Source organism: Flagellimonas lutimaris, from assembly GCF_003581615.1.
In the GTDB taxonomy this organism is placed as follows: domain Bacteria; phylum Bacteroidota; class Bacteroidia; order Flavobacteriales; family Flavobacteriaceae; genus Flagellimonas; species Flagellimonas lutimaris.
Genome location: NZ_QXFH01000077.1, coordinates 513,548 through 537,700, shown reverse-complemented (window position 1 = coordinate 537,700; position 24,153 = coordinate 513,548). Strand labels below are relative to the sequence as shown.

General features: G+C 38.8%; 25 protein-coding genes. 13 read left to right on the top strand and 12 right to left on the bottom strand.

The features are described 5' to 3' along the window. Positions 1 to 11: 11 nt before the first annotated feature. Together aroB and D2V08_RS16580 are read left to right on the top strand one after the other, a co-directional pair. The gene (gene aroB, locus D2V08_RS16585; protein WP_119609548.1) at positions 12 to 1,067 is read left to right on the top strand and encodes a 3-dehydroquinate synthase; all 1,056 of its coding nucleotides are present in this window, start codon (positions 12 to 14) and stop codon (positions 1,065 to 1,067) included. A 94-nt stretch (positions 1,068 to 1,161) separates the two neighbouring features. Further along, a complete protein-coding gene (locus tag D2V08_RS16580) occupies positions 1,162 to 1,488 on the top strand; it encodes a hypothetical protein (protein ID WP_119609547.1) in 327 nt (108 codons plus the stop codon). Between the two features lies 1 nt (position 1,489). Here the strand turns inward: D2V08_RS16580 and D2V08_RS16575 are convergent, their stop codons facing one another. The 3 genes from D2V08_RS16575 to D2V08_RS16565 form a co-directional block, all read right to left on the bottom strand. Further along, positions 1,490 to 2,008: a DinB family protein gene (locus tag D2V08_RS16575; RefSeq protein WP_119609546.1), complete on the bottom strand. Its 519-nt coding sequence runs from the start codon at positions 2,006 to 2,008 to the stop codon at positions 1,490 to 1,492. A gap of 14 nt (positions 2,009 to 2,022) precedes the next feature. Then, positions 2,023 to 2,502 carry an Lrp/AsnC family transcriptional regulator gene (locus D2V08_RS16570; protein ID WP_119609545.1) on the bottom strand — a complete coding sequence of 160 codons (480 nt, stop codon included), beginning with the start codon at positions 2,500 to 2,502 and terminating at the stop codon, positions 2,023 to 2,025. A 100-nt stretch (positions 2,503 to 2,602) separates the two neighbouring features. Then, a complete protein-coding gene (locus D2V08_RS16565; RefSeq protein ID WP_119609544.1) occupies positions 2,603 to 3,706 on the bottom strand; it encodes a M14 family metallopeptidase in 1,104 nt (367 codons plus the stop codon). A gap of 282 nt (positions 3,707 to 3,988) precedes the next feature. Between D2V08_RS16565 and D2V08_RS16560 the strand changes: the two genes are divergently transcribed. Genes D2V08_RS16560 through D2V08_RS16550 form a run of 3 tightly spaced genes read left to right on the top strand, consistent with a single transcriptional unit; the run spans position 3,989 to position 5,630 of the window. Continuing rightward, positions 3,989 to 4,399, top strand: coding sequence for a helix-turn-helix transcriptional regulator (locus D2V08_RS16560; RefSeq protein WP_119609543.1), 411 nt, complete (start codon positions 3,989 to 3,991; stop codon positions 4,397 to 4,399). A gap of 32 nt (positions 4,400 to 4,431) precedes the next feature. Further along, complete coding sequence (locus tag D2V08_RS16555; protein WP_119609542.1) at positions 4,432 to 4,809, top strand: DNA topoisomerase IV; 378 nt, start codon at positions 4,432 to 4,434, stop codon at positions 4,807 to 4,809. A gap of 2 nt (positions 4,810 to 4,811) precedes the next feature. Next, on the top strand, positions 4,812 to 5,630 hold the full coding sequence (locus D2V08_RS16550; RefSeq protein WP_119609541.1) for a TerC family protein: 819 nt from the start codon (positions 4,812 to 4,814) through the stop codon (positions 5,628 to 5,630). Here D2V08_RS16550 and D2V08_RS16545 read toward each other — a convergent pair. The 6 genes from D2V08_RS16545 to D2V08_RS16520 all read right to left on the bottom strand — a co-directional run bounded on the left by D2V08_RS16545 (position 5,627) and on the right by D2V08_RS16520 (position 14,026). Next, on the bottom strand, positions 5,627 to 6,583 hold the full coding sequence (locus D2V08_RS16545) for a sterol desaturase family protein (protein WP_119609540.1): 957 nt from the start codon (positions 6,581 to 6,583) through the stop codon (positions 5,627 to 5,629). The two genes, D2V08_RS16550 and D2V08_RS16545, sit on opposite strands and share 4 nt — an antisense overlap. Positions 6,584 to 6,645: 62 nt before the next feature. Next, positions 6,646 to 9,273 carry a DNA gyrase/topoisomerase IV subunit A gene (locus D2V08_RS16540; protein ID WP_119609539.1) on the bottom strand — a complete coding sequence of 876 codons (2,628 nt, stop codon included), beginning with the start codon at positions 9,271 to 9,273 and terminating at the stop codon, positions 6,646 to 6,648. 15 nt (positions 9,274 to 9,288) lie between these two features. Beyond that, positions 9,289 to 11,157: a DNA topoisomerase IV subunit B gene (locus D2V08_RS16535; RefSeq protein WP_119609538.1), complete on the bottom strand. Its 1,869-nt coding sequence runs from the start codon at positions 11,155 to 11,157 to the stop codon at positions 9,289 to 9,291. 102 nt (positions 11,158 to 11,259) lie between these two features. Continuing rightward, positions 11,260 to 12,162, bottom strand: coding sequence for a DMT family transporter (locus tag D2V08_RS16530; protein WP_119609537.1), 903 nt, complete (start codon positions 12,160 to 12,162; stop codon positions 11,260 to 11,262). 67 nt (positions 12,163 to 12,229) lie between these two features. Then, on the bottom strand, positions 12,230 to 13,324 hold the full coding sequence (ychF, locus tag D2V08_RS16525; protein WP_119609536.1) for a redox-regulated ATPase YchF: 1,095 nt from the start codon (positions 13,322 to 13,324) through the stop codon (positions 12,230 to 12,232). Between the two features lie 348 nt (positions 13,325 to 13,672). Then, on the bottom strand, positions 13,673 to 14,026 hold the full coding sequence (locus tag D2V08_RS16520; protein WP_119609535.1) for a 4Fe-4S dicluster domain-containing protein: 354 nt from the start codon (positions 14,024 to 14,026) through the stop codon (positions 13,673 to 13,675). A gap of 85 nt (positions 14,027 to 14,111) precedes the next feature. Here D2V08_RS16520 and D2V08_RS16515 point away from each other — a divergent pair, with 85 nt between their 5' ends. The 7 genes from D2V08_RS16515 to D2V08_RS16480 all read left to right on the top strand — a co-directional run bounded on the left by D2V08_RS16515 (position 14,112) and on the right by D2V08_RS16480 (position 21,736). Then, a complete protein-coding gene (locus D2V08_RS16515; RefSeq protein ID WP_119609534.1) occupies positions 14,112 to 15,158 on the top strand; it encodes an acyl-CoA reductase in 1,047 nt (348 codons plus the stop codon). A gap of 71 nt (positions 15,159 to 15,229) precedes the next feature. Beyond that, positions 15,230 to 16,294, top strand: a complete 1,065-nt coding sequence (gene serC / locus D2V08_RS16510; protein WP_119609533.1) for a 3-phosphoserine/phosphohydroxythreonine transaminase — start codon at positions 15,230 to 15,232, stop codon at positions 16,292 to 16,294. Between the two features lie 5 nt (positions 16,295 to 16,299). After that, entirely contained in the window at positions 16,300 to 17,253 is a 954-nt protein-coding gene (locus D2V08_RS16505; protein ID WP_119609532.1) for a D-2-hydroxyacid dehydrogenase, read from the top strand. Between the two features lie 76 nt (positions 17,254 to 17,329). Next, entirely contained in the window at positions 17,330 to 17,971 is a 642-nt protein-coding gene (locus D2V08_RS16500; protein WP_119609531.1) for a DUF937 domain-containing protein, read from the top strand. Between the two features lie 69 nt (positions 17,972 to 18,040). Further along, complete coding sequence (locus D2V08_RS16495; protein ID WP_119609530.1) at positions 18,041 to 18,499, top strand: DUF6146 family protein; 459 nt, start codon at positions 18,041 to 18,043, stop codon at positions 18,497 to 18,499. Positions 18,500 to 18,531: 32 nt separating this feature from the next. After that, positions 18,532 to 19,047, top strand: coding sequence for a DUF6787 family protein (locus tag D2V08_RS16490; protein WP_182835582.1), 516 nt, complete (start codon positions 18,532 to 18,534; stop codon positions 19,045 to 19,047). A gap of 439 nt (positions 19,048 to 19,486) precedes the next feature. Further along, positions 19,487 to 21,736, top strand: a complete 2,250-nt coding sequence (locus D2V08_RS16480) for a TonB-dependent receptor (RefSeq protein WP_182835581.1) — start codon at positions 19,487 to 19,489, stop codon at positions 21,734 to 21,736. Positions 21,737 to 21,766: 30 nt separating this feature from the next. On the opposite strand, the gene D2V08_RS16475 is transcribed toward D2V08_RS16480, so the two are convergent. Genes D2V08_RS16475 through msrA form a run of 3 tightly spaced genes read right to left on the bottom strand, consistent with a single transcriptional unit; the run spans position 21,767 to position 23,253 of the window. After that, positions 21,767 to 22,063 carry a hypothetical protein gene (locus D2V08_RS16475; protein ID WP_119609528.1) on the bottom strand — a complete coding sequence of 99 codons (297 nt, stop codon included), beginning with the start codon at positions 22,061 to 22,063 and terminating at the stop codon, positions 21,767 to 21,769. Positions 22,064 to 22,103: 40 nt separating this feature from the next. Continuing rightward, positions 22,104 to 22,703 carry a GTP cyclohydrolase I FolE gene (gene folE, locus D2V08_RS16470; RefSeq protein WP_119609526.1) on the bottom strand — a complete coding sequence of 200 codons (600 nt, stop codon included), beginning with the start codon at positions 22,701 to 22,703 and terminating at the stop codon, positions 22,104 to 22,106. Further along, positions 22,690 to 23,253 carry a peptide-methionine (S)-S-oxide reductase MsrA gene (msrA, locus tag D2V08_RS16465; RefSeq protein ID WP_119609524.1) on the bottom strand — a complete coding sequence of 188 codons (564 nt, stop codon included), beginning with the start codon at positions 23,251 to 23,253 and terminating at the stop codon, positions 22,690 to 22,692. The genes folE and msrA overlap by 14 nt, the downstream gene beginning before the upstream one ends. A gap of 230 nt (positions 23,254 to 23,483) precedes the next feature. Between msrA and D2V08_RS16460 the strand changes: the two genes are divergently transcribed. Next, the gene (locus D2V08_RS16460) at positions 23,484 to 24,152 is read left to right on the top strand and encodes an ABC transporter ATP-binding protein (RefSeq protein ID WP_119609523.1); all 669 of its coding nucleotides are present in this window, start codon (positions 23,484 to 23,486) and stop codon (positions 24,150 to 24,152) included. The last annotated feature ends 1 nt before the right edge of the window (position 24,153 follow it).

Below are 24,153 nucleotides of genomic sequence, written 5' to 3'. Positions count from 1 at the left end.
TAAACAAAATTATGGATTCGGTTAAATCACAGTCTTACGAGGTACATATTAACGAATTGGCAAAAGCTGCTCTTAACCAACATGTTGCCAATAGAACATATTCCAAAATATTTCTTTTGGTGGATGAAAACACCAAGAAATATTGTTTGCCCGTTTTAAAAGAAATTTTTGATGGCCCCGTCGATTCTATCTTAGAAATTCAGTCCGGGGAAGAAAACAAGCACATTCAAACTTGTTTACAAATTTGGGAAGATCTTTCCAATTTGGATGGTGATCGAAAAAGTCTGCTCATCAACCTCGGCGGAGGTGTACTTACCGATATGGGGGGATTTGTAGCATCTACTTTTAAAAGAGGGATAGATTTTATCAATATCCCCACCACCCTGCTTGCCATGGTCGATGCCTCCATTGGTGGGAAAACAGGTGTGGACCTCGGTTCTTTGAAAAATCAAATTGGAGTAATCAACCAGCCTCAGATGGTATTGATTTTTCCAGAATTCTTAAAAACCCTTGACCCACGTCAAATAAAAAGTGGATATGCCGAGATGTTAAAGCACGGTCTTATACAGGACGAAGTCTATTGGCAAGACTTAATCAAAAAAAGCAATTTTACCGATGCGTCATGTATTCAGAGATCTATTGCCATTAAGAACGAAGTGGTTTTACAAGATCCTACAGAACAAGGATTGCGCAAGATTTTAAATTTTGGCCACACTTTGGGGCATGCTATAGAATCTTATTGCTTGGAGAACCATGATAGGAAAACATTATTGCATGGCGAAGCCATAGCCATTGGGATGATTCTGGAGGGGTATTTGTCCCACGAACTCCGTGGACTTTCCAAATTATCATTGGATGAAATCAAAAAAAGCTTTTTGAGGTTTTTTGATAAAGTAGATTTTACCGACGAAGACATTGATTCCATTCTTCAATTGTTGAAATATGACAAGAAGAATTCCCACGGCAATGTAAATTTTGTACTGCTACAGGCTATTGGCGAGGCAGTCATCGATATTGAAGTTCCAGAAGAATTGTTCCAAAAAGCTTTTGCTTACTACAAGGAATAGGCACTTCACATACTTATTTTTTACGTTTGCAACTCTTTGGGTCCATCAAATTCAAAAATTCCTAGTTTAGGAATGTAATTAATAACTAACCATTATGAAACGAATTTTGATAGACTACAAAAAATTGGACCATAAAGTAGCGTCCATGTTAATTGATTCCTATCCAGACGGTTATGGTGACGATGACATCATAACCATAAGAAAGCCAAATGGAGAGGTAATTGAGGCAGTAGAGGTAAAAACAGCCGATACGATCTACTTGGTGAAAATAAGTAAGAGCCTTTCCAATTTTATAGCCAATTTTGAGGAAACCATCGAAAAGGAACTCGACAAAGATTTAGTGGCTTCCGAATTTGAAGGGGATTCTTTCGAAGGAATGGAAACTGCTTCAAACGATGTTGATGAAGACCATCAATATTGATTTAAGACAAATATCTTTCTTCAATAATTCGAATATGGTGTGCTTGATGTCCACTAATGATGAACCCCAGTGCCCTTACACTCATTTTTGAACCGCTGGCCGTGCCAATTCTTTTAATAGATTCGTCGTCAAACGAATTAAAAAGTGATATTGTGGAGTCCCTTACTGCTTTATATTCTTCGATTAAATCCTTTTTTGTTCTATTGGAAGCATTGGAATATGGTACATAGGCATCTTGGTCAAAGCCAGGAAATGGAGTTTTGTCATTTCTAGCAATACAAAGTGCACGGTACTGAAAAATTCTTTCCGTGTCGATGGTATGCACAATTGCTTCTGCTAAAGTCCATTTACCTTCTTCATAGGCAAAACCCAGTTTTTCCTCTGAAATTTTTTCAAAAAGTGATAAAAAATTGGATTTACCGATTTTTAGCTCTTCAATCAAACCAACATTACCTAGAGCCATAACATAGGTCTGGTAAAATGGATTATATTCAGAGGAAGGCAGTTCTGAAACTAACATATATGTAAAAGGGATTATAGCTCGTTGAAGATGGTATGCATCAAACGCCTTTTATCGTTGATGCTCTCCTCTAAGGAAATCATGGTTTCGGTCCTGCTGATACCTTCAATATCATCTATTTTAAAAATGATGTTTTTTGCATGCGTTGTATCCTTGGCCCTTATTTTACAGAAAATATTGAACTTTCCGGTCGTAATGTGAGCCACGGTTACATATGGTATCTGACTAAGTCTTTCGAGTACAAACTTGGTTTGGTGTGTTTTCTCCAAAAATATTCCAACATATGCAATAAAAGAGTACCCCAGTTTTACATAATCTAAAGTAAGGGAAGAACCTTTTATGATTCCGGACTCTTCCATTTTTTTGACTCTTACATGGACCGTACCTGCTGAAATCAGCAACTTCTTTGCAATATCCGTAAAAGGTGTACGGGTATTATCAATTAACATGTCCAATATCTGGTGATCTATCTCGTCTAGCTTAACTTTGTTCATTACATTGAATTTTGCAGCAAAAGTAGTTAAAAAAGAAAATTTACGTAATTAAAATGGTTCTTTTTTAAATAAAATGCAAGAACACACGATAATTTGACTTTTATTTCTTGGTTTTTAACAATAAATCGAGAATCTCCTTTTCAGAGGAAGCAAAGCCAAAATCCTTGGTATCAATACATTCTATTGTTTGGTGTCCGTAAAACCCCTCAAGCAATCCAATTTCTGCGATTTCGGGCTTAAAAATAATTTTATCCACGTCCAAAACTTCTTTATATCTGATTCCGACCTTTTGGCCTGGTTCAATTTCAGGGTTGACCAATTCTGGATTTCTGATTATTACATCAAAAAATAACTTCTGATTCCCTGGAATTGAAAAATAATCTCCTGTCTTATAGGTGTCAATCTCGTTGTTGGTAATGATTTTTAGTGCCTCAATTATTGAAAGAAAAATAAGTTCTCTGGTTTTTTCTCTTTCATAATCTTTTGGATAGTGCCCAGATTCAAACAAAATAGTTGGAACGTTAAGCATCTGAAATGTATCGCCAATGCAGTTGTCATTAAAACCATCATCGTATCTTCCTACCTGGCTGGGGATATGTTTTTGTAGCATTGCATTCATACCTACGATCAATTTCATAGCTACTTCCCTGGTCGGTGTTATATGCCGCTCTTGGTTACTTGCAGGCGACAAAAATGATACTGTCGCCGATTTGTTTGCTTTTCCGGCACTAAAAAGTGTTCGTTGATCATGAAGATTAAAACAAAAATCTGGATGGAACGATTCAAATAAGTTTCTTAATGCTATGCTTTCAGGTTGCGTTAAATCCTTTGCATCCCTGTTTAAATCCACTTTATTAAAATTCTCACGTGTATAGATACGGGCTCCATCTGGGTTTAGCATAGGGACAATCATTAAACTACATTCCCTTAAAATGTTTTGGGCCAAAGAGTCATCCGATTGTAAAAAATTGACCAGGTCCCAAACTGCTTTTGTTGTAGTGGATTCGTTCCCATGCATTTGGGACCACATAAGCACCTTTTTTCCACCCTTACCTAATCTAAAAGCATTTATACCAATACCTTCAACTGAATACCCAATGTGAGTAATCGGGCAAGAAACTTTAGAGAAACAAGGCTGTATAGCCTCCATATTAATATATCTACCTTGAATAGATTTCTCCTTATATAATGAATGGTCAACCATGAAGTGATTAATTAAAGTTTACAAAAGTAACCAAGCTTTAATTTACATTTGTAACCTGTTTCATTATCATAGAATATACATTTGTAACCAGTATTAGGTGCTGAACTATACATTTGTCAACAATATAAATTGTATCAAATTATAATACTTTATAATTCAGTATTTCAATTATATATATGTGTTTATTTCGTCTTTTACTAAAACTAAAATATAGTAGTATTACAAGTTTTTTATTATTTCTGCTCTTATTCTACTATCTTAGATAGATATAAATTTACATTTGTGAACAAAGAAATTGTAACTCGAATACAGACCGTCATTGATCATTTGGAATTATCTGTTTCCACTTTTGCTGATGAGATTGGCGTACAGCGCTCAAGCATATCCCATTTATTGAATGGGAGAAATAAGCCGAGTTTGGATTTTGTTATGAAATTGGTAAACACCTACCCCGAAGTAGATTTATATTGGTTGTTGAAGGGAGAAGGTGGCTTTCCAAGGGAGGCGCGCACAGAAATTAGAAAAGAGACCCCGGAAATCTCAAAGGCAATTGAAAAGCAAACAGAGGAGGGTCTTCAAATAAATAGTCTGCCAGAGATTGGAAAAAAAGGTAATGTATCTATGGAACCCTTTAAAATAGTATTGTTCTATGAGGACGGCACTTTTAAAACATTCAATCCTAAAAAGGATTGACCCTTTCGTGTACTTTCCGTTACTTTGTGGTTATGACAAAAAACCTTCTTTCTTTCGCGATTATTCTATTCTTTTTTGCTTGCGGCCAACCTCCACAACGGAATTGTGAAGACTTTAAAACTGGTGCATTTTCCTTTAAGGCCACAATTAACGGCGAGGAAAAAGAAACCATATTCCGCAGAACTTTGGATATAGAAGTTGATAAGTACGAAGGAAAAGTAGATTCTTCATCTATTCGGTGGATCAATGATTGCGAGTATGTGCTTAAAAATTTAAATCCCAAGAACAAGGCGGAGGAGAAACCTATTCACATAAAAATTTTGACCACAACAGATTCTTCCTATACTTTTGAATACAATGTTGTTGGGGAGAATAAGAAATTTAAAGGAACTGCCCATAAAATAGACTGACCATGTTTGATATTTTCGCAAGTCCAGATGCCTGGATGGCATTGCTTACCCTTACTTTTTTGGAAATCGTATTGGGTATAGACAATATTATCTTTATTTCCATTGCAGCAGGTAAATTAGAAAAAAAAGATAGAAGAAAGGCGACAAACATTGGACTTGTATTGGCAATGTTGCTTCGGATTGTTTTACTGTTCGGACTCACCTGGCTCACCAAAATGAAGAAACCGTTTTTAGTCTTCAATGAGTCATGGTTGACTGGCGGTATAAGTTGGCAGGCTCTAATATTATTTGCTGGAGGTCTTTTTTTGCTCTATAAAAGCACCAGAGAAATACACGAAAAAATAGAAGACCGTGGCCATGATGAACGAGAAGTGACAAAGTCGCGCTCATCATCTTTGATGAATGCTATTGTTCAAATAACCGTAATCAATATTGTTTTTTCCTTTGATTCTATCCTTACTGCTATAGGTATGACCAATGGAATCTCCCCTAACCCAACAGATGCCTTGGTTTTAATGGTAACCGCAGTTGTGATATCCGTATTGATAATGATGTTGTTTGCAAATCCCGTAGGCGAATTTGTCAATCGCCACCCTTCTATTCAGGTTTTGGGATTATCCTTTTTGATTTTGATCGGTTTTATGCTGATTGCAGAATCGGCACACTTATCTCATTTGGAAGTGTTTGGCAACGAAGTTGGGGCTATTCCAAAAGGATACCTTTATTTCGCAATTGCTTTCTCCTTAATGGTGGAATTCCTTAACCTTAGAATGCAAAAAAACACTCAAGAGGAAAAAGGTCATTCCCTAGATGAGCATTAATTGGGTCTTTGGTAGGCCAATTCTGGAGTGGACTCCTTTTGCTTTTTAAATAATCGCTGTTGTTGCTTCACCGTTAATGTGCTTCCGTCATGGCTCCAACCGGGAGGTCCAAATATGTACATTAGTTTATGGGAAAGCTTTTTAGACTTTTTTACATCGTTCCAAATATCCTTGAATTCGTGTGTAAGTATAACCACGGGGTTGTACGATTCAGGAGCATGGATAACGCCGTATTTTACATCGATGTTATCATCTAGTTCTTTCCAAGTTCCAAACATCTTATCGAAAATGTTTAAGAAACCACCATGGTTCTTGTCCAAATACTCCACATTTTGGGCGTGGTGTACTTGGTGCATGGTGTGGGTGTTCATAAACTTTTCTATAAAGCCAAGTTTAGGAACATAAACGGTGTGCAATTGAAACTGCCATAGTGCCTCTATGCCCAAGCATACCAACACCATTTCTGGCGGGAAACCAATGGCTGGCATCCATATATAAAAGAAAGGTTTGTATAAAATAGTGAACCATCCGTTTCTGATGGCGGTACCTAAATTAAAATTGTCCGAGGAGTGATGTACTATGTGGGCAGCCCACAAGATGCGTACCTCGTGGTTAGCTCTATGGAACCAATAATAAGTGAAATCATCAGCCAATTGACAAATAATCCAAACATACCAAGCATATCCAAAGGATTCGTAACCCAAAAAGTTGGTTCTAACCCCGTCTACTACAGGATTAAAAAGTTCATAAGTTCCTTCAAAAAGAAGTATGGCAAAGGCTACCTTAAACAGGGGGCCCAATATTGCAGATCCGATACCCATAAAACTGCTCGCGGCCAAATCTTTCCAATTATAAAGTTGGTCGTCGTCGTGAGTTTTACTGTACGCTAATTCTAACAAGATAAAGGCGATAAATACTGGCACGCCATATACCAGGGGGTTTGTAAAATCCATAAAGAAAATTTAAGTAGTAGGCTTTAGGTATGTGTCGTGGCGAAAATTAGACATAAAAAGCATTAAAACAAAGTAGTTTGGTCAGAACTATCATTCTTTGTTCCTATATCATTATCATCACTTTCTATTTGCTCCTCGTCCACTACTTCGATGTCCTCTGCTTTTTGTTCTTCGGGCTCCTCGTAGGGTAAGGAATCTAAAACATTGATATTTTTAACTTTTTCCGGAGTAAGCTGATTCCCAAGAGCTTTTATTCCTTTTACAGCAATAAATTCTTCTACATCTACTTCTTGATTGGGTTTGGGGTCCTTGCCCCGCGGCTTAACGAATTCTATTTCTAATCTAGGCCGCCAATCTGTGGATACTAGTTCCAAATAGGATTTTGTGTCGTCTGCAATAACAACCTCTTCTTTATTTGGATTCTCTATCAAGAATCTTTTTAGGTAGAAACGCTCTTTATCACCAACATAATGTACTACAGAAATTGGTTTCTCAGGATTCCACTTTTCAAGCACGACCATGTCATCATTAAATCGAGTAAGCAAATCTGGCGGAATAGTTTTTACGATACCCTTCTGGTCTATTACCAGAAGTAAATCATCGCCTTTAAATTCTCCCAGCAGCTCCCCTCTACCATCAACGTTTAATCTACTTACCACATCATCAAACCAAATTTTCCTGGGCTTTAAAGTGGACACACCTTTCTCTTTCAGTTCGATTCGTTTTACAGCATATTTGGTTACTAAATTTCCTTTGGAACCTCTCCCCTTTATTAGAACATCGGAAAAATCCAAGTCCCATTTCAGTTTTTTAATGCTTCCCGATTGACGCAACATCACCGTGACGACTTCGGCCTCACCATTTGGATTGGCAGAAAAGTACAACACTTCTGAAGAAGCTTTGTCTCCGGCTAGTTGATATATCTTATCCCGGGTCATACTGGTCACATTGAATCTCTTAACGTAGCTGGGCCCACCTTTCATAAGTTTGTAAATCATATTATAGGTGGTGCGCTTGTCCTTCTTTTTAAAGACAGCCACGTGTATAATGTTTTTGCCCACAAAAACCTTGGAATCCACCTTGGTCACCATCATCTCCCCTTTTTGGGTAAAGACAATAATATCGTCAATGTCACTGCAGTCAGTGACATATTCATCTCGTTTAAGGGATGTTCCAATAAATCCTTCTTCGCGGTTTACATAGAGTTTAGTATTTCGGATAACGACTTTAGTCGCTTCGATGTCATCAAAAATTCTTATTTCTGATTTTCGCTCCCGACCAGCACCATATTTCTTTTTAAGTTCCTTGAAATAAGCGATGGCATAATCCACCAAATGCTCCAAATGATGCTTTGTTTCCGCAATCCTATCTTCTAAACTTTCAATAAGTTGTTGCGCCTTGTCTAAATCAAACTTTGAAATACGCTTAATTCGGATTTCGGTCAACCGAATGATATCTTCTCTGGTCACCTCTCTTTTTAGATGAGAAATATGAGGCTTCAGACCTTTATCGATAGCATCGATTACACCTTCCCAAGTTTCCTCTTCCTCAATTTCACGGTAAATCCTGTTCTCTATAAAAATACGTTCCAAAGAAGAGAAATGCCATTGTTCCTCTAGTTCTTCCAATTGTATTTCAAGTTCTGCTTTAAGTAGCTCTACGGTATTATCTGTGGACCTTTCAAGCATCTCTTTGACACCAATAAATAATGGCTTATTATCTTCAATCACGCATCCTAATGGGGATATAGAAGATTCGCAAGCTGTAAAGGCATAAAGTGCGTCAATGGTTTTGTCAGGAGAAATTCCGTTGGGCAAATGCACTAAAATCTCTACTTCGGCAGCTGTGTTGTCCTCTATCTTTTTTACTTTGATTTTCCCCTTATCGTTAGCCTTTAAGATGGAGTCAATTAAAGAGGAGGTGTTGGTGCCGTATGGTATTTCGTTAATGACCAGAGTGTTCTTGTCCAAAGTGGATATTTTGGCCCTTACCCTGATTTTTCCACCGCGCATACCATCGTTGTAATTGGTCACATCAATGATACCTGCAGTTGGAAAGTCTGGATAAATGGTAAATCGCTTTCCTTTTAAATGTTTTATGGAAGCGTCTATCAACTCATTAAAATTGTGAGGAAGAATTTTAGTAGAGAGCCCTACTGCAATTCCCTCCGCCCCTTGCGCAAGTAATAACGGAAATTTTACGGGTAGATTTACAGGCTCTTTTTTTCTACCATCATACGAAAGTTGCCATTCCGTAATTTTTGGGCTGTATACAACCTCAAGGGCAAACTTGGATAGCCGCGCTTCGATATATCGTGAGGCCGCTGCTCCGTCCCCCGTTAAAATATTTCCCCAGTTACCCTGGGTATCAATAAGAAGGTCTTTTTGTCCAATTTGCACCATGGCATCAGCAATACTGGCATCACCGTGAGGGTGATATTGCATGGTGTGCCCCACTACATTGGCCACTTTGTTGTAACGCCCATCATCAAGTTCTTTTAACGAGTGCATAATTCTGCGCTGCACAGGCTTAAAGCCATCTTCGATGGCGGGTACGGCACGCTCCAAAATTACATAGGAAGCGTAATCCAAAAACCAATCCTTGTACATCCCGGTTACTTTTACCAGGCTATCTTGGGACTCATCTTGGTTATCTAAACTTTCATCGTTCAGTTCTTCGTTCTCTTCCATTTAGAAAGGTAGCATTTATTTGGGTTGCAGTTGGTTTTCTTCTACTAGGTCAAGCTCTACTTTAAGGTTTTTGATAATGAATTCCTGCCTATCCGGCGTATTTTTCCCCATATAAAACTTTAAAAGGGCATCAATGCTCATGGCCTTGTCCAGCATCACAGGTTCAAGACGAATATCATCACCAATAAAATGTTTGAATTCATCCGGAGAAATTTCACCCAATCCCTTAAATCGGGTTATTTCTGGTTTTCCGGTAAGTTTTTGAATGGCATTTCTTCGTTCTTCGTCACTATAACAATAAATAGTTTCCTTTTTATTGCGCACCCTAAACAACGGAGTTTGAAGAATATATAAATGGTTCTCTTTGATCAATTCCGGGAAAAATTGCAAAAAGAAGGTAATTAACAATAAACGAATATGCATTCCATCCACATCGGCATCGGTTGCTATTACAATATTGTTGTACCTAAGGTCTTCCATGGAATCCTCAATGTTGAGTGCTGCCTGCAAAAGATTGAATTCTTCGTTCTCGTACACAATCTTTTTGGACATGCCGTAGGAGTTCAACGGTTTACCTCGAAGGCTAAATACCGCTTGTGTATTCACATCCCTGGATTTGGTTATGGAACCAGATGCAGAATCTCCCTCCGTAATAAAAAGTGTAGTTTCCAGTCTTCGGTCCTTCTTCATATCCTGTAAATGTACACGGCAGTCACGAAGTTTTTTATTGTGGAGACTTGCTTTTTTTGCACGTTCCCGAGCCAGTTTTCGAATTCCTGAAAGCTCTTTACGTTCTTTCTCTGCTTGTACAATTTTCTTTTGAAGTGCTTCTGCTGTCTGCGGATTTTTATGCAGATAGTTATCTAAATATGTACCTATAAAATCGTTTATATACGTACGAACGGTTGGCAATTTACCACCCATATCGGTTGAGCCCAACTTGGTTTTGGTCTGGCTTTCAAAAACAGGCTCCATTACTTTGATGGAAACCGCAGATATGATTGACTTTCGAATATCTGATGCATCATAATTTTTTCCGTAAAAATCACGGACAGTTTTCACGATGGCTTCCCTAAATGCAGATTGGTGCGTACCACCCTGCGTGGTATGTTGTCCATTTACGAAAGAATGATATTCCTCGCTGTATTGAGTTTTGCTGTGGGTCATGGCAACCTCAATATCATCACCTTTTAGGTGGATGATGGGATAAAGAAAATCTTCTTGGTTGTTGTTGTCTTCCAATAAGTCCTTTAATCCATTTTCGGAATGGAACTTTTCTCCATTGAAAACGATAGTTAAGCCTGGATTTAGGTAGACATAGTTTTTGAGCATTCGTTCCACATACTCGCTACGGTATTTATATTTTTTGAAGATGGACTCATCCGGTATAAAACTAACCTTGGTCCCTTTTCTTCTGGATGATTCTTCCAAAAGTTCTTCGTTTACCAAGTTCCCTGTTTCAAATTCAGCAGACTTGGATTGCCCATCCCGATTGGATTCAACCCTAAAATAAGTAGAAAGCGCATTAACGGCCTTGGTGCCCACCCCGTTCAATCCAACAGATTTTTTAAAGGCCCGGGTATCGTACTTACCACCGGTATTCATTTTGGAAACAACGTCCACCACTTTTCCCAATGGAATGCCACGACCATAATCGCGAACATGTACCTTATTTTCCTTGATGTTGATTTCGATGGTCTTCCCTGCTCCCATCACAAATTCATCGATACAGTTATCGATTACTTCTTTTAGGAGAATATAGATGCCATCATCTGCAGAGGAACCGTCGCCCAATTTTCCAATGTACATCCCAGGACGCATACGAATATGCTCCTTCCAATCCAGCGAACGAATATTATCTTCAGTATATTGGGTGTCTGCCATTAGTTAAGGGTTAATCATTGCAATATAAAATTTAGGAGCAAAAATAAAAGGGTGTACGGTAGAAAGTAATCAACAATAGAAAACAATAATTGTTAATATATATCAGCCTTTAGCTCGCTTTTTGCCTTGGATTGACAGATAAGTCACTCCAAAAATAACAACCAGCATTCCAACAAGCTGCCAATATGTAAGTTTTTCGTCCAAAAACACAAAGGCGAGCAAAATAGTGGAAATGGGTCCCAAGCTTCCCAAAATTGAAAAATTGCTAGCTCCCAGCCTTTCGATTGCTGCTGAAACCAAAAAGGATGGAATCAATGTGGCAAAGATAGCCATAGCCAAACCGTACGCATAGACGGGCCAAGGATAATTCGCATAGTCCCAGTTGCCCGCTACCAAATAATGCATCACAATACAGCTAGTGGACGCAATCATCGCGTAGCAGGTAAATCGAAGTACTCCGAATTTGGGAATCAGCCAACCACTACCTACCAAATAGGAGGCATAGGTGATGGCACTCAACAATACCAAGAATCCTCCCAGCAATACTTTATTTCCGGCAACGTCCAATTCGTCCCAAAAAGTAATCAGTACCCCCACGTAGGTTACAAGAATGGCAATAAACTGCACTTGGGTAATCTTTTTCCTGAAAATCAACCAGGTAAGAAATACGACAATAGTAGGGTACACAAAAAGTATGATTCGCTCTAATCCCGCTTTAATATAATTCAATCCTAAAAAATCGAAATAACTGGCTAAATAGTAGCCCACAAATCCAAACAGGAACAGCCAAGCGTAATCTGTTGGGGCAATTTTTGCCTTAGCTGTCTTTTTCCGAATTAAAAAGAGGATGAAAATATAGAACGGTAGGGAGAATAACATCCGAAACAATAGTAAATCTAGTGTGTCCACATCGTAACGGTAAGCTAATTTCACCATCACAGCTTTTGAGGAGAATAGTACCACTCCCAAAACTCCGTATAAAATCCCCAAACTTTTACTGGACATATAGCAAAGCTATTTTATGTCCAGAAATTGGAAAACCACAAATAGTATGGATTACAATGCCCAGTGATTATACATTGAACCTAAAGTGCATCACATCACCGTCCTTAACAATGTATTCTTTACCCTCTACACGCATACGACCAGCCTCTTTTACCTTGGCTTCACTGCCGTATTTTACGTAATCGTCATAAGCAATGACTTCGGCTCGGATAAAGCCTTTTTCAAAATCGGTATGGATAACGCCTGCGGCTTGCGGAGCAGTTGCACCAACAGGAATGGTCCAAGCACGAACTTCCTTGACACCAGCAGTAAAATAGGTTTCCAAGTCAAGTAATTTATATGCGCCACGAATCAATTTGGCGGAACCTGGTTCTGAAAGTCCAATGTCTTCCAAGAACATTTGGCGCTCTTCATAGGATTCCAGTTCGGTAATATCAGCTTCAGTACCCACTGCCAAAAAGATAACCTCGGCATTTTCGTTTGCAACAGCCTCTTTTACTTTTTCCACGTATGCATTCCCATCAACAGCAGCTCCTTCGTCCACATTGCAAACGTACATTACGGGTTTATCCGTAATCAATTGTAGTGGTTTCACGAATTCTTCACGGCCATCTTCACTAACTTCAATAGCTCTAACGGATTTTCCGGCTTCCAAACCTTCTTTAAGTGCGGATAATACCGCCTCTTCTTTCTGTGCTTCCTTATTACCTGTTTTGGCAGCACGTTTTACCTTATCGAGCTTTTTCTCAACGCTCTCTAAATCTTTTAGCTGCAATTCCATATCAATAGTTTCCTTGTCCCTGATTGGGTCCACAGAACCATCAACGTGCACTACGTTATCATTATCAAAACAGCGAAGTACGTGGAGAATAGCATCGGTTTCTCGGATATTTCCCAGAAACTGGTTACCAAGTCCCTCACCTTTACTGGCACCTTTTACCAAACCGGCAATATCAACAATCTCTACAGTAGCTGGAAGAACACGCTCCGGATTTACCAATTCCTCCAATTTCTCCAAACGTTGGTCAGGTACGTTCACCACACCAATATTGGGTTCAATGGTACAAAAAGGGAAGTTGGCACTTTGTGCCTTTGCATTGGACAAACAGTTAAAAAGGGTTGATTTTCCTACGTTGGGTAATCCTACAATACCGGCTTTCATTCGCTAGCTATTAGATATTAGATTTCAGATTTTAGACATCAGAATTCAAGTGTTTTGTACTCCTTCACCCTCAACAATTTTGGTTTCACCCTAAATCATTTATTGGATTTTGATTATTGAAAACTGATTTAAGGCTGCAAATATAAGTTGAAGTTTTGGTACTGGGACTAAAAGCCTTGAATCAATAAATAAAGGCCTATAATAACCAAAGCAATGATGCCGAAAATGGCTATCAGGGACAATATGCATCCCGCCTGTTTCCAAATACCGTTGTATGCTTTCTCTTTTTCTCGCATAAAAAAACCCGAACCATTTAAGATTCGGGCTAAATTAAATGTTTTTTATTGCTTAACCATCAGGGTGCATAAACTTTTGCTTGCCCAATAGTTCGTCTTCAGTTTCTTCGTGATCTTCATCGGGAACACAACAATCAACAGGGCATACGGCCGCACATTGGGGTTCTTCGTGAAATCCTTGACACTCCGTGCATTTGTCTGGAACAATATAATAAAGCTCATCGCTAACAGGTTCTTGAACTTCATCTGCATTTACCTCCTTGCCGTTAGGCAAAACCACATTGCCGTTCAGCGAAGTTCCATCACTATATCTCCATTCATCTGCACCTTCATAAATTGCTGTGTTAGGGCATTCTGGCTCGCAAGCACCACAATTTATGCACTCATCAGTTATAATAATTGCCATAATTTTCTTTTCCTTTTGGGCTGATTCTTATCAGCATGCTTACTTTTGACAAAAATAAACCCTAGTAAATTAGTGTACAAATTTAATGGCACCAGATACAAATACCATAGATGCTTTTGTTAAACTTGGAAAATACCTAACGGATTTTTGTGATAAATGTTATTCCGAGAACGTTGAAGTGGATTCCGGTTTGAAGGAAATTATTGCGCGGGCAGGACACCACAACGGCTGGTTTACCGAGGATAACATTTTATTTTCTCTTCAGCAATGGGGCGATTTGCTCACAGAAGAAAATCTCAAGGAATGGTTGTCCAACTATACCTTTAATAAGGATATTGAGCCAAAAACGGTAGGTATTGTAATGGCAGGAAATATCCCATTGGTTGGGTTTCATGACTTTCTATGCGTATTGCTTTCAGGAAACAAGGTGCTGGCCAAGTTATCTTCCAACGACAAGGTTCTTTTGCCCTTTCTATCAAAATATTTGATTCAGCAGGAGCCTTCACTCGCTGATAAAATCGAATTTATAGATGGAAAAATGGAGAATTTCGATGCTGTTATCGCAACGGGAAGCAACAATACAAGTCGCTATTTTGAATACTATTTTGGCAATAAACCCAACATCATTCGAAAAAACAGAAATTCGGTTGCCGTGCTTACCGGAAATGAAGCCGAAGAAGAACTAAAAGCACTCGGTGAGGATATATTTAGGTATTATGGTTTAGGTTGCCGCAATGTATCCAAAATCTATGTGCCAAAAGACTATGATTTTGATACATTGTTCAAAGCATTGTATGATTACAATGACATTATTCATCAGCATAAATACGCCAACAACTACGATTACAACAAAGCAGTTTATTTGATGAGTGAATTCAAAATTTTGGATAATGGGTTCTTGGTGTTAAAGGAAGACGAAGCCCTCACCTCCCCTATCTCTGCATTGTTTTATTCACATTATGATGATGAATCAAGTTTGAGAAAAGAATTGGAAGCACTTGAAGAACAAATTCAATGTATCGTCTCTAGCGGAACAATAGAAAACAAAGTCAATTTTGGAGAAACCCAAAAGCCTAGTTTAAAAGACTACGCAGATGGAATTGACACTATGGAATTCCTGTTGAAACTTTAAGAAAAACCTAACCTTCGTAATGGTTTATAGATCCAACAATTTTTAAGACCTTTACCCCTTAAACCAAGGAAATGAAAAAGCATAATTTTAGCGCAGGCCCATGCATTTTACCCGCAGAGGTAATGCTAAAGGCCTCCGAGGCCGTTCAGGAACTGGATGGTATTGGTCTTTCACTTATAGAAATATCCCACCGCAGCAAAGAGTTTGTCGCCATTATGGAAAAAGCTCGCTCGTTGGCCCTAGAGCTTTTGGGACTTGAGGGTAAAGGGTATCAAGCTTTGTTCCTCCAGGGTGGTGCGAGCATGCAATTTTTAATGACGGCCTTTAACCTGTTGGATAAAAAAGCGGGGTATGTGAACACGGGAACATGGAGTCAAAAAGCCATTAAGGAAGCTCGCTTGTTTGGTGATATTGTGGAAGTAGCTTCCTCTCAGGAAGATAACTTTAAGTATATCCCAAAAGGTTTTGAAATCCCTTCGGATTTGGATTATCTACACCTTACCTCCAACAATACTATTTACGGAACACAGTTCAAGGAATTTCCTAAAACCGATGTGCCTTTGGTCTGTGATATGAGTTCAGATATCTTTTCCCGCCAATTGGATTTTTCACAATTTGATTTAATCTATGCAGGCGCACAAAAGAACATGGGACCCGCAGGAACGACCCTTGTGGTGGTTAAGGAAGATATACTAGGTAAAGTTTCTAGAAAAATTCCATCCATGATGGATTATTCCGTTCACATTGCTAAGGACAGCATGTTCAATACCCCTCCTGTTTTTGCAGTATACGTTTCCATGCTGACGATGCAATGGTTGAAGGATTTAGGCGGAATTGCAGCTATCGAAGAAATCAACGAGCGCAAAGCGAACTTAATTTATTCTGAAATTGAACTCAATCCTATTTTCTCTGGTTTTGCTGCCAAAGAAGATCGCTCCAATATGAATGCCACTTTTAACATCACCGATGATGAATTAAAAGATGTATTTGACGAAATGTGCAAAGAGGCAGGAATTAATGGCATAAACGGGCATAGATCCGTTGGGGGTTATCGGGCTTCCATGTACAATGCACTTCCTTTGGAAAGTGTGGGGGTTTTGGTGGACATTATGAGCGAATTGGAAAAGAAAGGATAATTTTCATGGCAAAGATTTTAGCGAATGATGGCTTAGCACAATCAGGAATAGAGTTGCTCGAAACGCAAGGTTTCAAGGTCATAAATACAAGGGTTGCCCAAGAGCAATTGGCAAACTATATCAATAAAAATAAGATAGAAGGGCTTTTGGTGCGTAGCGCTACCAAAGTTGACAAAAAGTTAATTGATGACTGCCCAAACTTAAAATTGATTGGACGCGGTGGTGTTGGTTTGGACAATATTGATGTAAAATATGCCGAATCCAAAGGAATCGATGTATTCAATACCCCCGAAGCATCTTCAGAATCAGTAGCGGAACTTGTTTTCGCACACTTGCTCAACGGCGCTCGGTTTCTGCACGACTCAAATCGAAATATGCCATTGGAAGGTGACGCCCAGTTTAAACAACTTAAGAAGAGCTATGCTGGGGGTGTTGAACTTCGTGGAAAAACTTTGGGAATTGTTGGTTTTGGAAGAATTGGTCAAGCAACAGCTAAAATGGCACTCGCCTTAGGTATGGAAGTCATGTTCACCGATCATCATGCAAAAGAGGCTACTTTGACGCTTTCCTTTTTTGATGGACAATCCATTGATTTTAAATTACAAAGTAGCAATTTAAAGGAAGTACTAGTTAATTCAGATTTTGTGAGTCTGCATGTACCATCCCAAGAGAAATATATAATCGGTAAAAAAGAACTCGGACTAATGAAGCCAGGAGCTGGTATCATCAACACATCGCGAGGTGGAGTTTTGGATGAAGTGGCCTTGGTCGATGCTTTGGATACAGATCATCTATCCTTTGCTGGCCTGGATGTCTATGAATCAGAACCCAATCCAGAAATCAAAATATTGATGAATCCCAAAATTTCACTAAGCCCTCATGTGGGTGGTTCAACCATCGAAGCACAAGAGCGCATTGGAGTAGAATTGGCCCAGAAGGTTATCAAATCACTAAAGTGATGGGTATTCTTAATGTAAACAATCATTCAAAACCTACTTTTTCGTACATTGTCCTTTTAACCTTAACACTAACACAATGTCAGGATTATTAGATTTGATCAACAGCCCAATGGGAAAACAGTTGGTCAGTGGTGTCGCTGGACAAACAGGACAGCCAGAAAATAAAACAGCAGAAGTTTTAAGCATGGCCATGCCCTTATTAATGGGGGCCATGAAAAAAAATGCATCCACTCCGGGAGGGGCACAGGGTCTAATGGACGCCCTATCTTCCAAACACGATGGAGGAATCTTGGATGATTTAGGTGGCCTTTTTGGAGGAGGCGTAGACCAAAATGTAATGCAGGACGGAGCAGGAATACTTAGTCATGTACTAGGAGCTAAACAACCCCAAGTTGAAAATGCGTTAAGTTCCAAATCGGGAATCGACGCAGGTTCAATTGCTCAAATATTAAAAATTGCGGCCCCAATCCTTTTAGGCTATTTGGGAAAACAAACAAGACAACAAAACGTGAGCAGCCCAGATGGACTTAACGGCTTGTTAGGTGGGCTAATGGGCGGCAATAAAGCAGCAGCCAAACAACAATCCTTAGTTGAAAACTTTTTGGATAGTGATGGCGATGGTAGTGTTATTGATGATTTGGCCGGAATGGTATTAAATGGCGGAGGTCAGAAAAAGAGTGGCCTGGGCGGAATGCTAGGCGGACTTTTCGGAAAATAAATTATCAAACTAACCATATTTAACAGAGCCACTTGAGTATACAAGTGGCTTTTTTTGTATTTTAATATTATGAAAAAGAAACTATTTAATCCAGTCTTGTTTTGCCTAACACTTTGTGTTGTCCTAATTTCTTGCACTTCACAAAAAACGACCTTGGACGTAACCAACGAAGAAAAGGAAGTGTTCCAATCAAACGATGATGAACCCGTAGAAATTTCGGATGATGAAACCGAATATGAAATTATCATCATTGAACCTGGTTTTTATACCTGGTTAAATTCCATTGCAAGACCGGAAGGATACTATTCACAATCATTCCTGGAAAATAGAAATATTATTATGGTCACTACTTGGAACCAGAGAGTATTACAGCCTAACAGATTCAATCCCAATTTATACGAAATGCAAATCAATTATGACCCCAGTATTGATTATGGTTATGAGGTCAATTATAAACTCTACAATTACTTCATTTACTTTCAAAGAAAATACAATCAACGCTTAGGTCCTTTTATCCCAAGGATTTAATATGTTATTTTTGCATCGATTAAAGTTGAACAATGCAAAAACTAAAACAGCGCTGGGAAATCCAAAAAAACTGGCAAATCATCTTTCCTATTTTGGGTGCACTATTGGTTTTATTTACTTCCTACGCCATATCTAGAAGCTTTTTACACTTTTTTGACCTCAACAATACCATATTTGAATGGATTTTCACCATTGGTGGTACGGTCGCACTATATTTTTTATTGATAAAATTTTTTATTTGGTGTTTCAAAAAAGTGGAAGACAAATGGAAAGTGGATTACAAATGGGAAATGATCGCCATTTTTATTGTTTTTGCCATAACTGGAAGTGCTGCTGGAAAGTTGGCCGGTCCACTGGTGCATTGGATTGGACTGGACAATGAAAATGTTCCAGGTTATGTCTATTGGACCCTCCGGATTCTATTGATTTTTCCCATCTATCAAATCCTACTTGTTTTTATAGGCTGGTTGTTCGGGCAATATGAATTCTTCTGGAATTTTGAGAAAAAAATGCTGAAACGTTTAGGGTTGGGCGCATTCTTTTCATAGTTTATAGTTTTTTTAACACAATAAGACCAAGTACCTTGGTTAATTTTGTGAAATATGATTACCAACCTCCACAAACGTATTTTAATATTGGCTTCCCTTTTGATGGCAGTGGCAATTTTGGCCCCTTCCATAATAAAGTTGGGACATGCTTTATATGAGCACAGCCAAGAGGAACAATGCATTGCGTATGGTACGAATCATATACACGACGGCAATCTAGATTGTGACTTTCATGATTTTACCCTCGCTAACAAAGTACTTTTCAATTCTTCTTTTACTTACATTCCGGTTGAAATACCAGAGATAAGGTATACAACTTCCATCTACACATTTATTTATAAACCCAAAGAAGTTTCTTTTCGAGCTTTACGGGGTCCCCCATCTGTTTCATAGCAATTACCGATTGATTTAAGCTTTTTTAAACCATTTATTTTTTACAATGAAACAATTTTATATTTCAATGCTTTTGGCATTGATTCCCTTTTTAACATATTCTCAGAATACATTATCAGGTAAGATTATAGACGCTGAAAGCAGTGAACCGTTAGATCAAGTCTCCGTATATATCCCACAATTGGAAAATGGTGCGGTAACTGACGAAAATGGAAACTATACACTGAAAAACTTGCCAGAAGGCACCTATAAACTTGTCATCTCTTATATTGGGTTTGAAACGTACTCCACTTCGTTAGAAATCAATTTAGGCAGCAATAAATTTGATTATCAAATGACTCCTTCTGCCATAGAGATGGACGAGGTGGTTCTTTCAACCCCCTTCCACAAATTACAGCGAGAGAACGTAATGAAGGTGGAACAAAAATCCATGGAAGAACTAAAACAACAAGGAGGCATTACACTGTCCGAAGGAATAACGAACATACCCGGTGTTTCTTCGGTCTCAACAGGAGTTGGGATTGGAAAGCCAGTTATCCGTGGTTTGAGCTTTAACCGTGTCTTGGTGTATACACAAGGTGTTCGTTTGGAGAACCAACAATATGGCGGCGAACATGGATTGGGACTCAACGATGCCGGTATTTCAAGTGTTGAAGTTATAAAAGGACCTGCCTCGTTATTGTACGGTTCCGATGCGTTAGGAGGTGTTTTGTACCTTAATCCAGAAAAATTTGAACAATCTGGCGAAACATCAGGTGATGTGAATATGAGGTATTTCACCAATACCCTAGGTTATAATGCCAATGCCGGCTTTAAGACCTCTGGAGATAAATTAAAATTTTTGGTGCGTGGCGCCTACGCCTCCAATGCAGATTATGAAACTGGAGACGGAACTAGCGTTACCAATTCCAGGTTCAACGAGGCCGATTTAAAAACAGGGTTAGCGTACCAAGCTTCTAAATTTAAAACGGAGCTTCGGTATAACTACAATGCTTCAGAGCTTGGAATTCCTGAAGAGATTGGGGTTCAGAACAATGATCGTAATCCTTTGGAGCCCTATCAAGAGCTTTCCACCCATATTTTGAGTTCTAAAAACAACCTCTTTCTTAAAAAATCCAGTATAGAGGCCACTTTTGGTTATACGGTTAACAATAGAAAAGAGTTTGAAGAACATCACCACGATGAACATGAAGGCGAAGAGCATATGGAAGAGGAAGAAGGAGCTGCATTGGACATGCGATTGAGCACCTTCAATTATAACCTTCAATTTAACCCTCAATGGGGGAAAATGACCACCATATTTGGTATACAGGGTATGCATCAAAAAAATGAAAACTTTGGTGAAGAAATATTGGTTCCCGACGCCATTACCAATGATTTTGGAATTTTGGCCACTTCGCATATACATTTTGACAAGAGTGACCTTCAAATTGGTTTACGTTACGATTTAAGATCTATAAATGGAGAAGAAAGTGGTATCCAAGGAGACGAAGAATATATCCCTACTTTGAGTAAAGACTTTAATAGTTTTAACGCTGCGGTAGGATATCGAATGGACCTAACGCAAAACATTATGGGCCGTTTAAACCTTGCAACAGGTTTTAGAGCACCAAATTTATCTGAATTGACCTCGAATGGATTGCACAGTGGTGCCAACCGAGTGGAAATTGGAAACCCTGATTTGGATAGTGAGCAAAACTTCCAGATAGATTTGGCTTTAGAGTATGGAAACAAGCACATTGAAGCTTATGTCAATACTTTCTACAATATTGTAAATGACTATATCTATTTGGAACCAACTGGAGAATTCCGGGAATTGGATCCAATTTATGACTTCCAACAGCAAAATGCGATTTTGTATGGAGGTGAATTTGGATTCCACTTACATCCCCATCCCATAGATTGGCTCCATTTGGAAAGTAGTTACGACATTGTTTTTGGTGAGCTGGAGGATAATTCTAACCTACCATTGATTCCGGCCAACCGTTGGACCAATACTTTTCGTGTAGAGTGGAATAAAAGAAACCAAGATTATAGATGCTATGCATTTTTAACGCTTCAAACCTTTTTTGATCAAAACAAAGTGGCCGATTTTGAAACAAAGACCCCTAGATATAACCTTTTTAACGTAGGTGTAGGTGGTGATATGAAAATCTTTAATCAAAAAGTTGGGTACTCCATTACTGGAAATAACCTTTTTGACAAGAATTATATCTCCCACTTATCCAGATTAAAAGCGGATGGCATAGCCAACATAGGAAGAAATATTTCTTTCAATTTGAGTGTGCCTTTATAAAGAATTGGGAGTTCAATAAAAAAGTAGAGGTCAATCTAATGCAGATTGACCTTTTTTCTTGTGCAAAAGATAGGTATAAATCCAAGTAAGGGTAAACGTAGGAATTACATCCAGACCAGGGACCAATTCCTCTGTAAAAGTAATGAGACCGGCAGCCTGCCCTACCCTACCTTTATAAAGTCTGGTCATGAGCCATCCCGCAAGAGGTGCCCAGATTACATCGGAAAACTCGCCTATGCCCGGAATAACAAAGGATAACATCCCAATGGCATCAAACAGTAAACCCAAAAAAAGGTTACGATATTTATTGTCTTTTTCTTCTGCCATATGGGAAAAATAGCAATTCCCGCTTAATTGGAAAAGTGGTTTACGACAAATCAGCGCTGATAAGCTTTAAAAACTCGTTTCGGGTCTCGATTTTCTCAAACTGTCCTCTAAAGCCTGAGGTTGTGGTAACAGAGTTTTGTTTTTGTACACCGCGCATCATCATGCACATGTGAGAGGCCTCTATTACAACAGCAACACCTTTGGGTTTCAATGTTCTATTGATACATTCCAAAATATCATGAGTCAATCGTTCTTGTACCTGTAATCTACGGGCAAATACGTCCACTACACGTGGAATTTTGCTCAAACCTACAATATGTCCGTTTGGAATATACGCCACGTGTGCTTTTCCGAAAAAGGGAAGCATATGATGCTCACAAAGAGAATACAGTTCAATATCTTTAATAATGACCATGTCATCATAACTTTCTTCGAACATAGCCCCTTTAAGAATTTCTTCGGCATCCTGTTTATAGCCTTGGGTAAGAAAAAGCATAGCTTTTGCAGCACGTTCTGGAGTTTTCAGCAATCCCTCTCGAGTCACATCTTCACCGATGTCATCGACAATTTTTGAAAAATGATCTTTTACCTCATTGGTAATTTCAATATTGTACTCTTCGAGGTTTCTATAGGGAGCCATGCTTTAGCTTTTTTGAAAAATAGTTGTTTAGTTTTTTGATCTTAGGATCAATTATGATTTGACAATACGGTTGTTGCCTGTGTTCGTTGTAATAATCGTGATGCTCTTCCTCGGCCACATAAAATGGCTTGGCTTCGGAAACGGCAGTTACAATGGGAGATTCAAATATATTCTCTTTCTCTAAAAGTTTAATGAAATCCTCAGCTAATTGTTTTTGATCAGAAGAGCTATAAAATATCTCACTTCGGTATTGTGTACCCACATCGTTACCCTGTCGGTTCAATGTTGTAGGGTCGTGCGTGGCAAAAAACACTTCCAATAATTCGGCATACGATATTTTGGTGGTATCAAAAGTAATTTTAATACCCTCAGCATGTCCCGTACGTCCGGTACATATTTCTCTGTAAGCCGGGTTTTTTATATTTCCGCCAGTATAGCCGGAAACTACTTCCTCTACCCCATTTAGCCGTTGAAATACAGCTTCTGTGCACCAAAAACAACCTCCGGCAAAAATTGCCGTTTCCAATTCCGAATTATTTTGTTTATTCATTTCAATTCAAAGTTAAACAATATTTGATTAGGAAAACTATTTCTAACAAATATTTATAGGTAGCTTGGTCGAAATTACAGCATCAAACTTATTTATACTTATTCCTGAGATTCTTCATTTTGCACAAAATGACACATGGATACTTAGTGAAAATTTGTGGAATTCGTGTCAAAACCCCCATCTTTGCGATACAACTGTAATGATTATCTTCGACCAGCGAAGTTGTATTTATGATAAAGGCCACAAATATTCAAAAAAGTTACGGAGACCTCAAGGTTTTACAAGGAGTTGATCTAGAAATAAAAAAAGGCGAAGTGGTTTCCATTGTTGGTGCCTCAGGCGCAGGAAAAACCACTTTGTTGCAGATTCTAGGAACCTTGGATACCCCAACCAATAAAGGCGAAAGCACACTTATAATCAATGATACCGATGTAAACCAGCTCAACGATAAGAGTTTGGCGCAGTTCCGAAACGAACATATCGGATTTATATTCCAGTTTCATCAATTGTTGCCAGAGTTTACGGCTTTGGAGAATGTATGTATTCCTGCATTCATCAAAAAAACTCCGAAAGCTGAGGCTGAAAAGCGTGCCAAGGAATTGTTGGACTTTTTAGGGTTGAAAGACCGTTACGATCATAAACCCAATGCCCTCTCTGGAGGTGAACAGCAACGTGTTGCCGTAGCCCGTTCCTTAATGAACAATCCTTCTGTGGTTTTGGCGGATGAGCCGAGCGGAAACTTGGATTCCGAAAGTGCGGACAATTTACACAAACTGTTTTTTCAACTGCGTGATGAATTTGGGCAGACCTTTGTTTTGGTGACACACAACCTTGAATTGGCCGATATGGCTGACCGTAAGCTGACTATGGTGGATGGTTTGATCGTTTCCAAAGACTGAT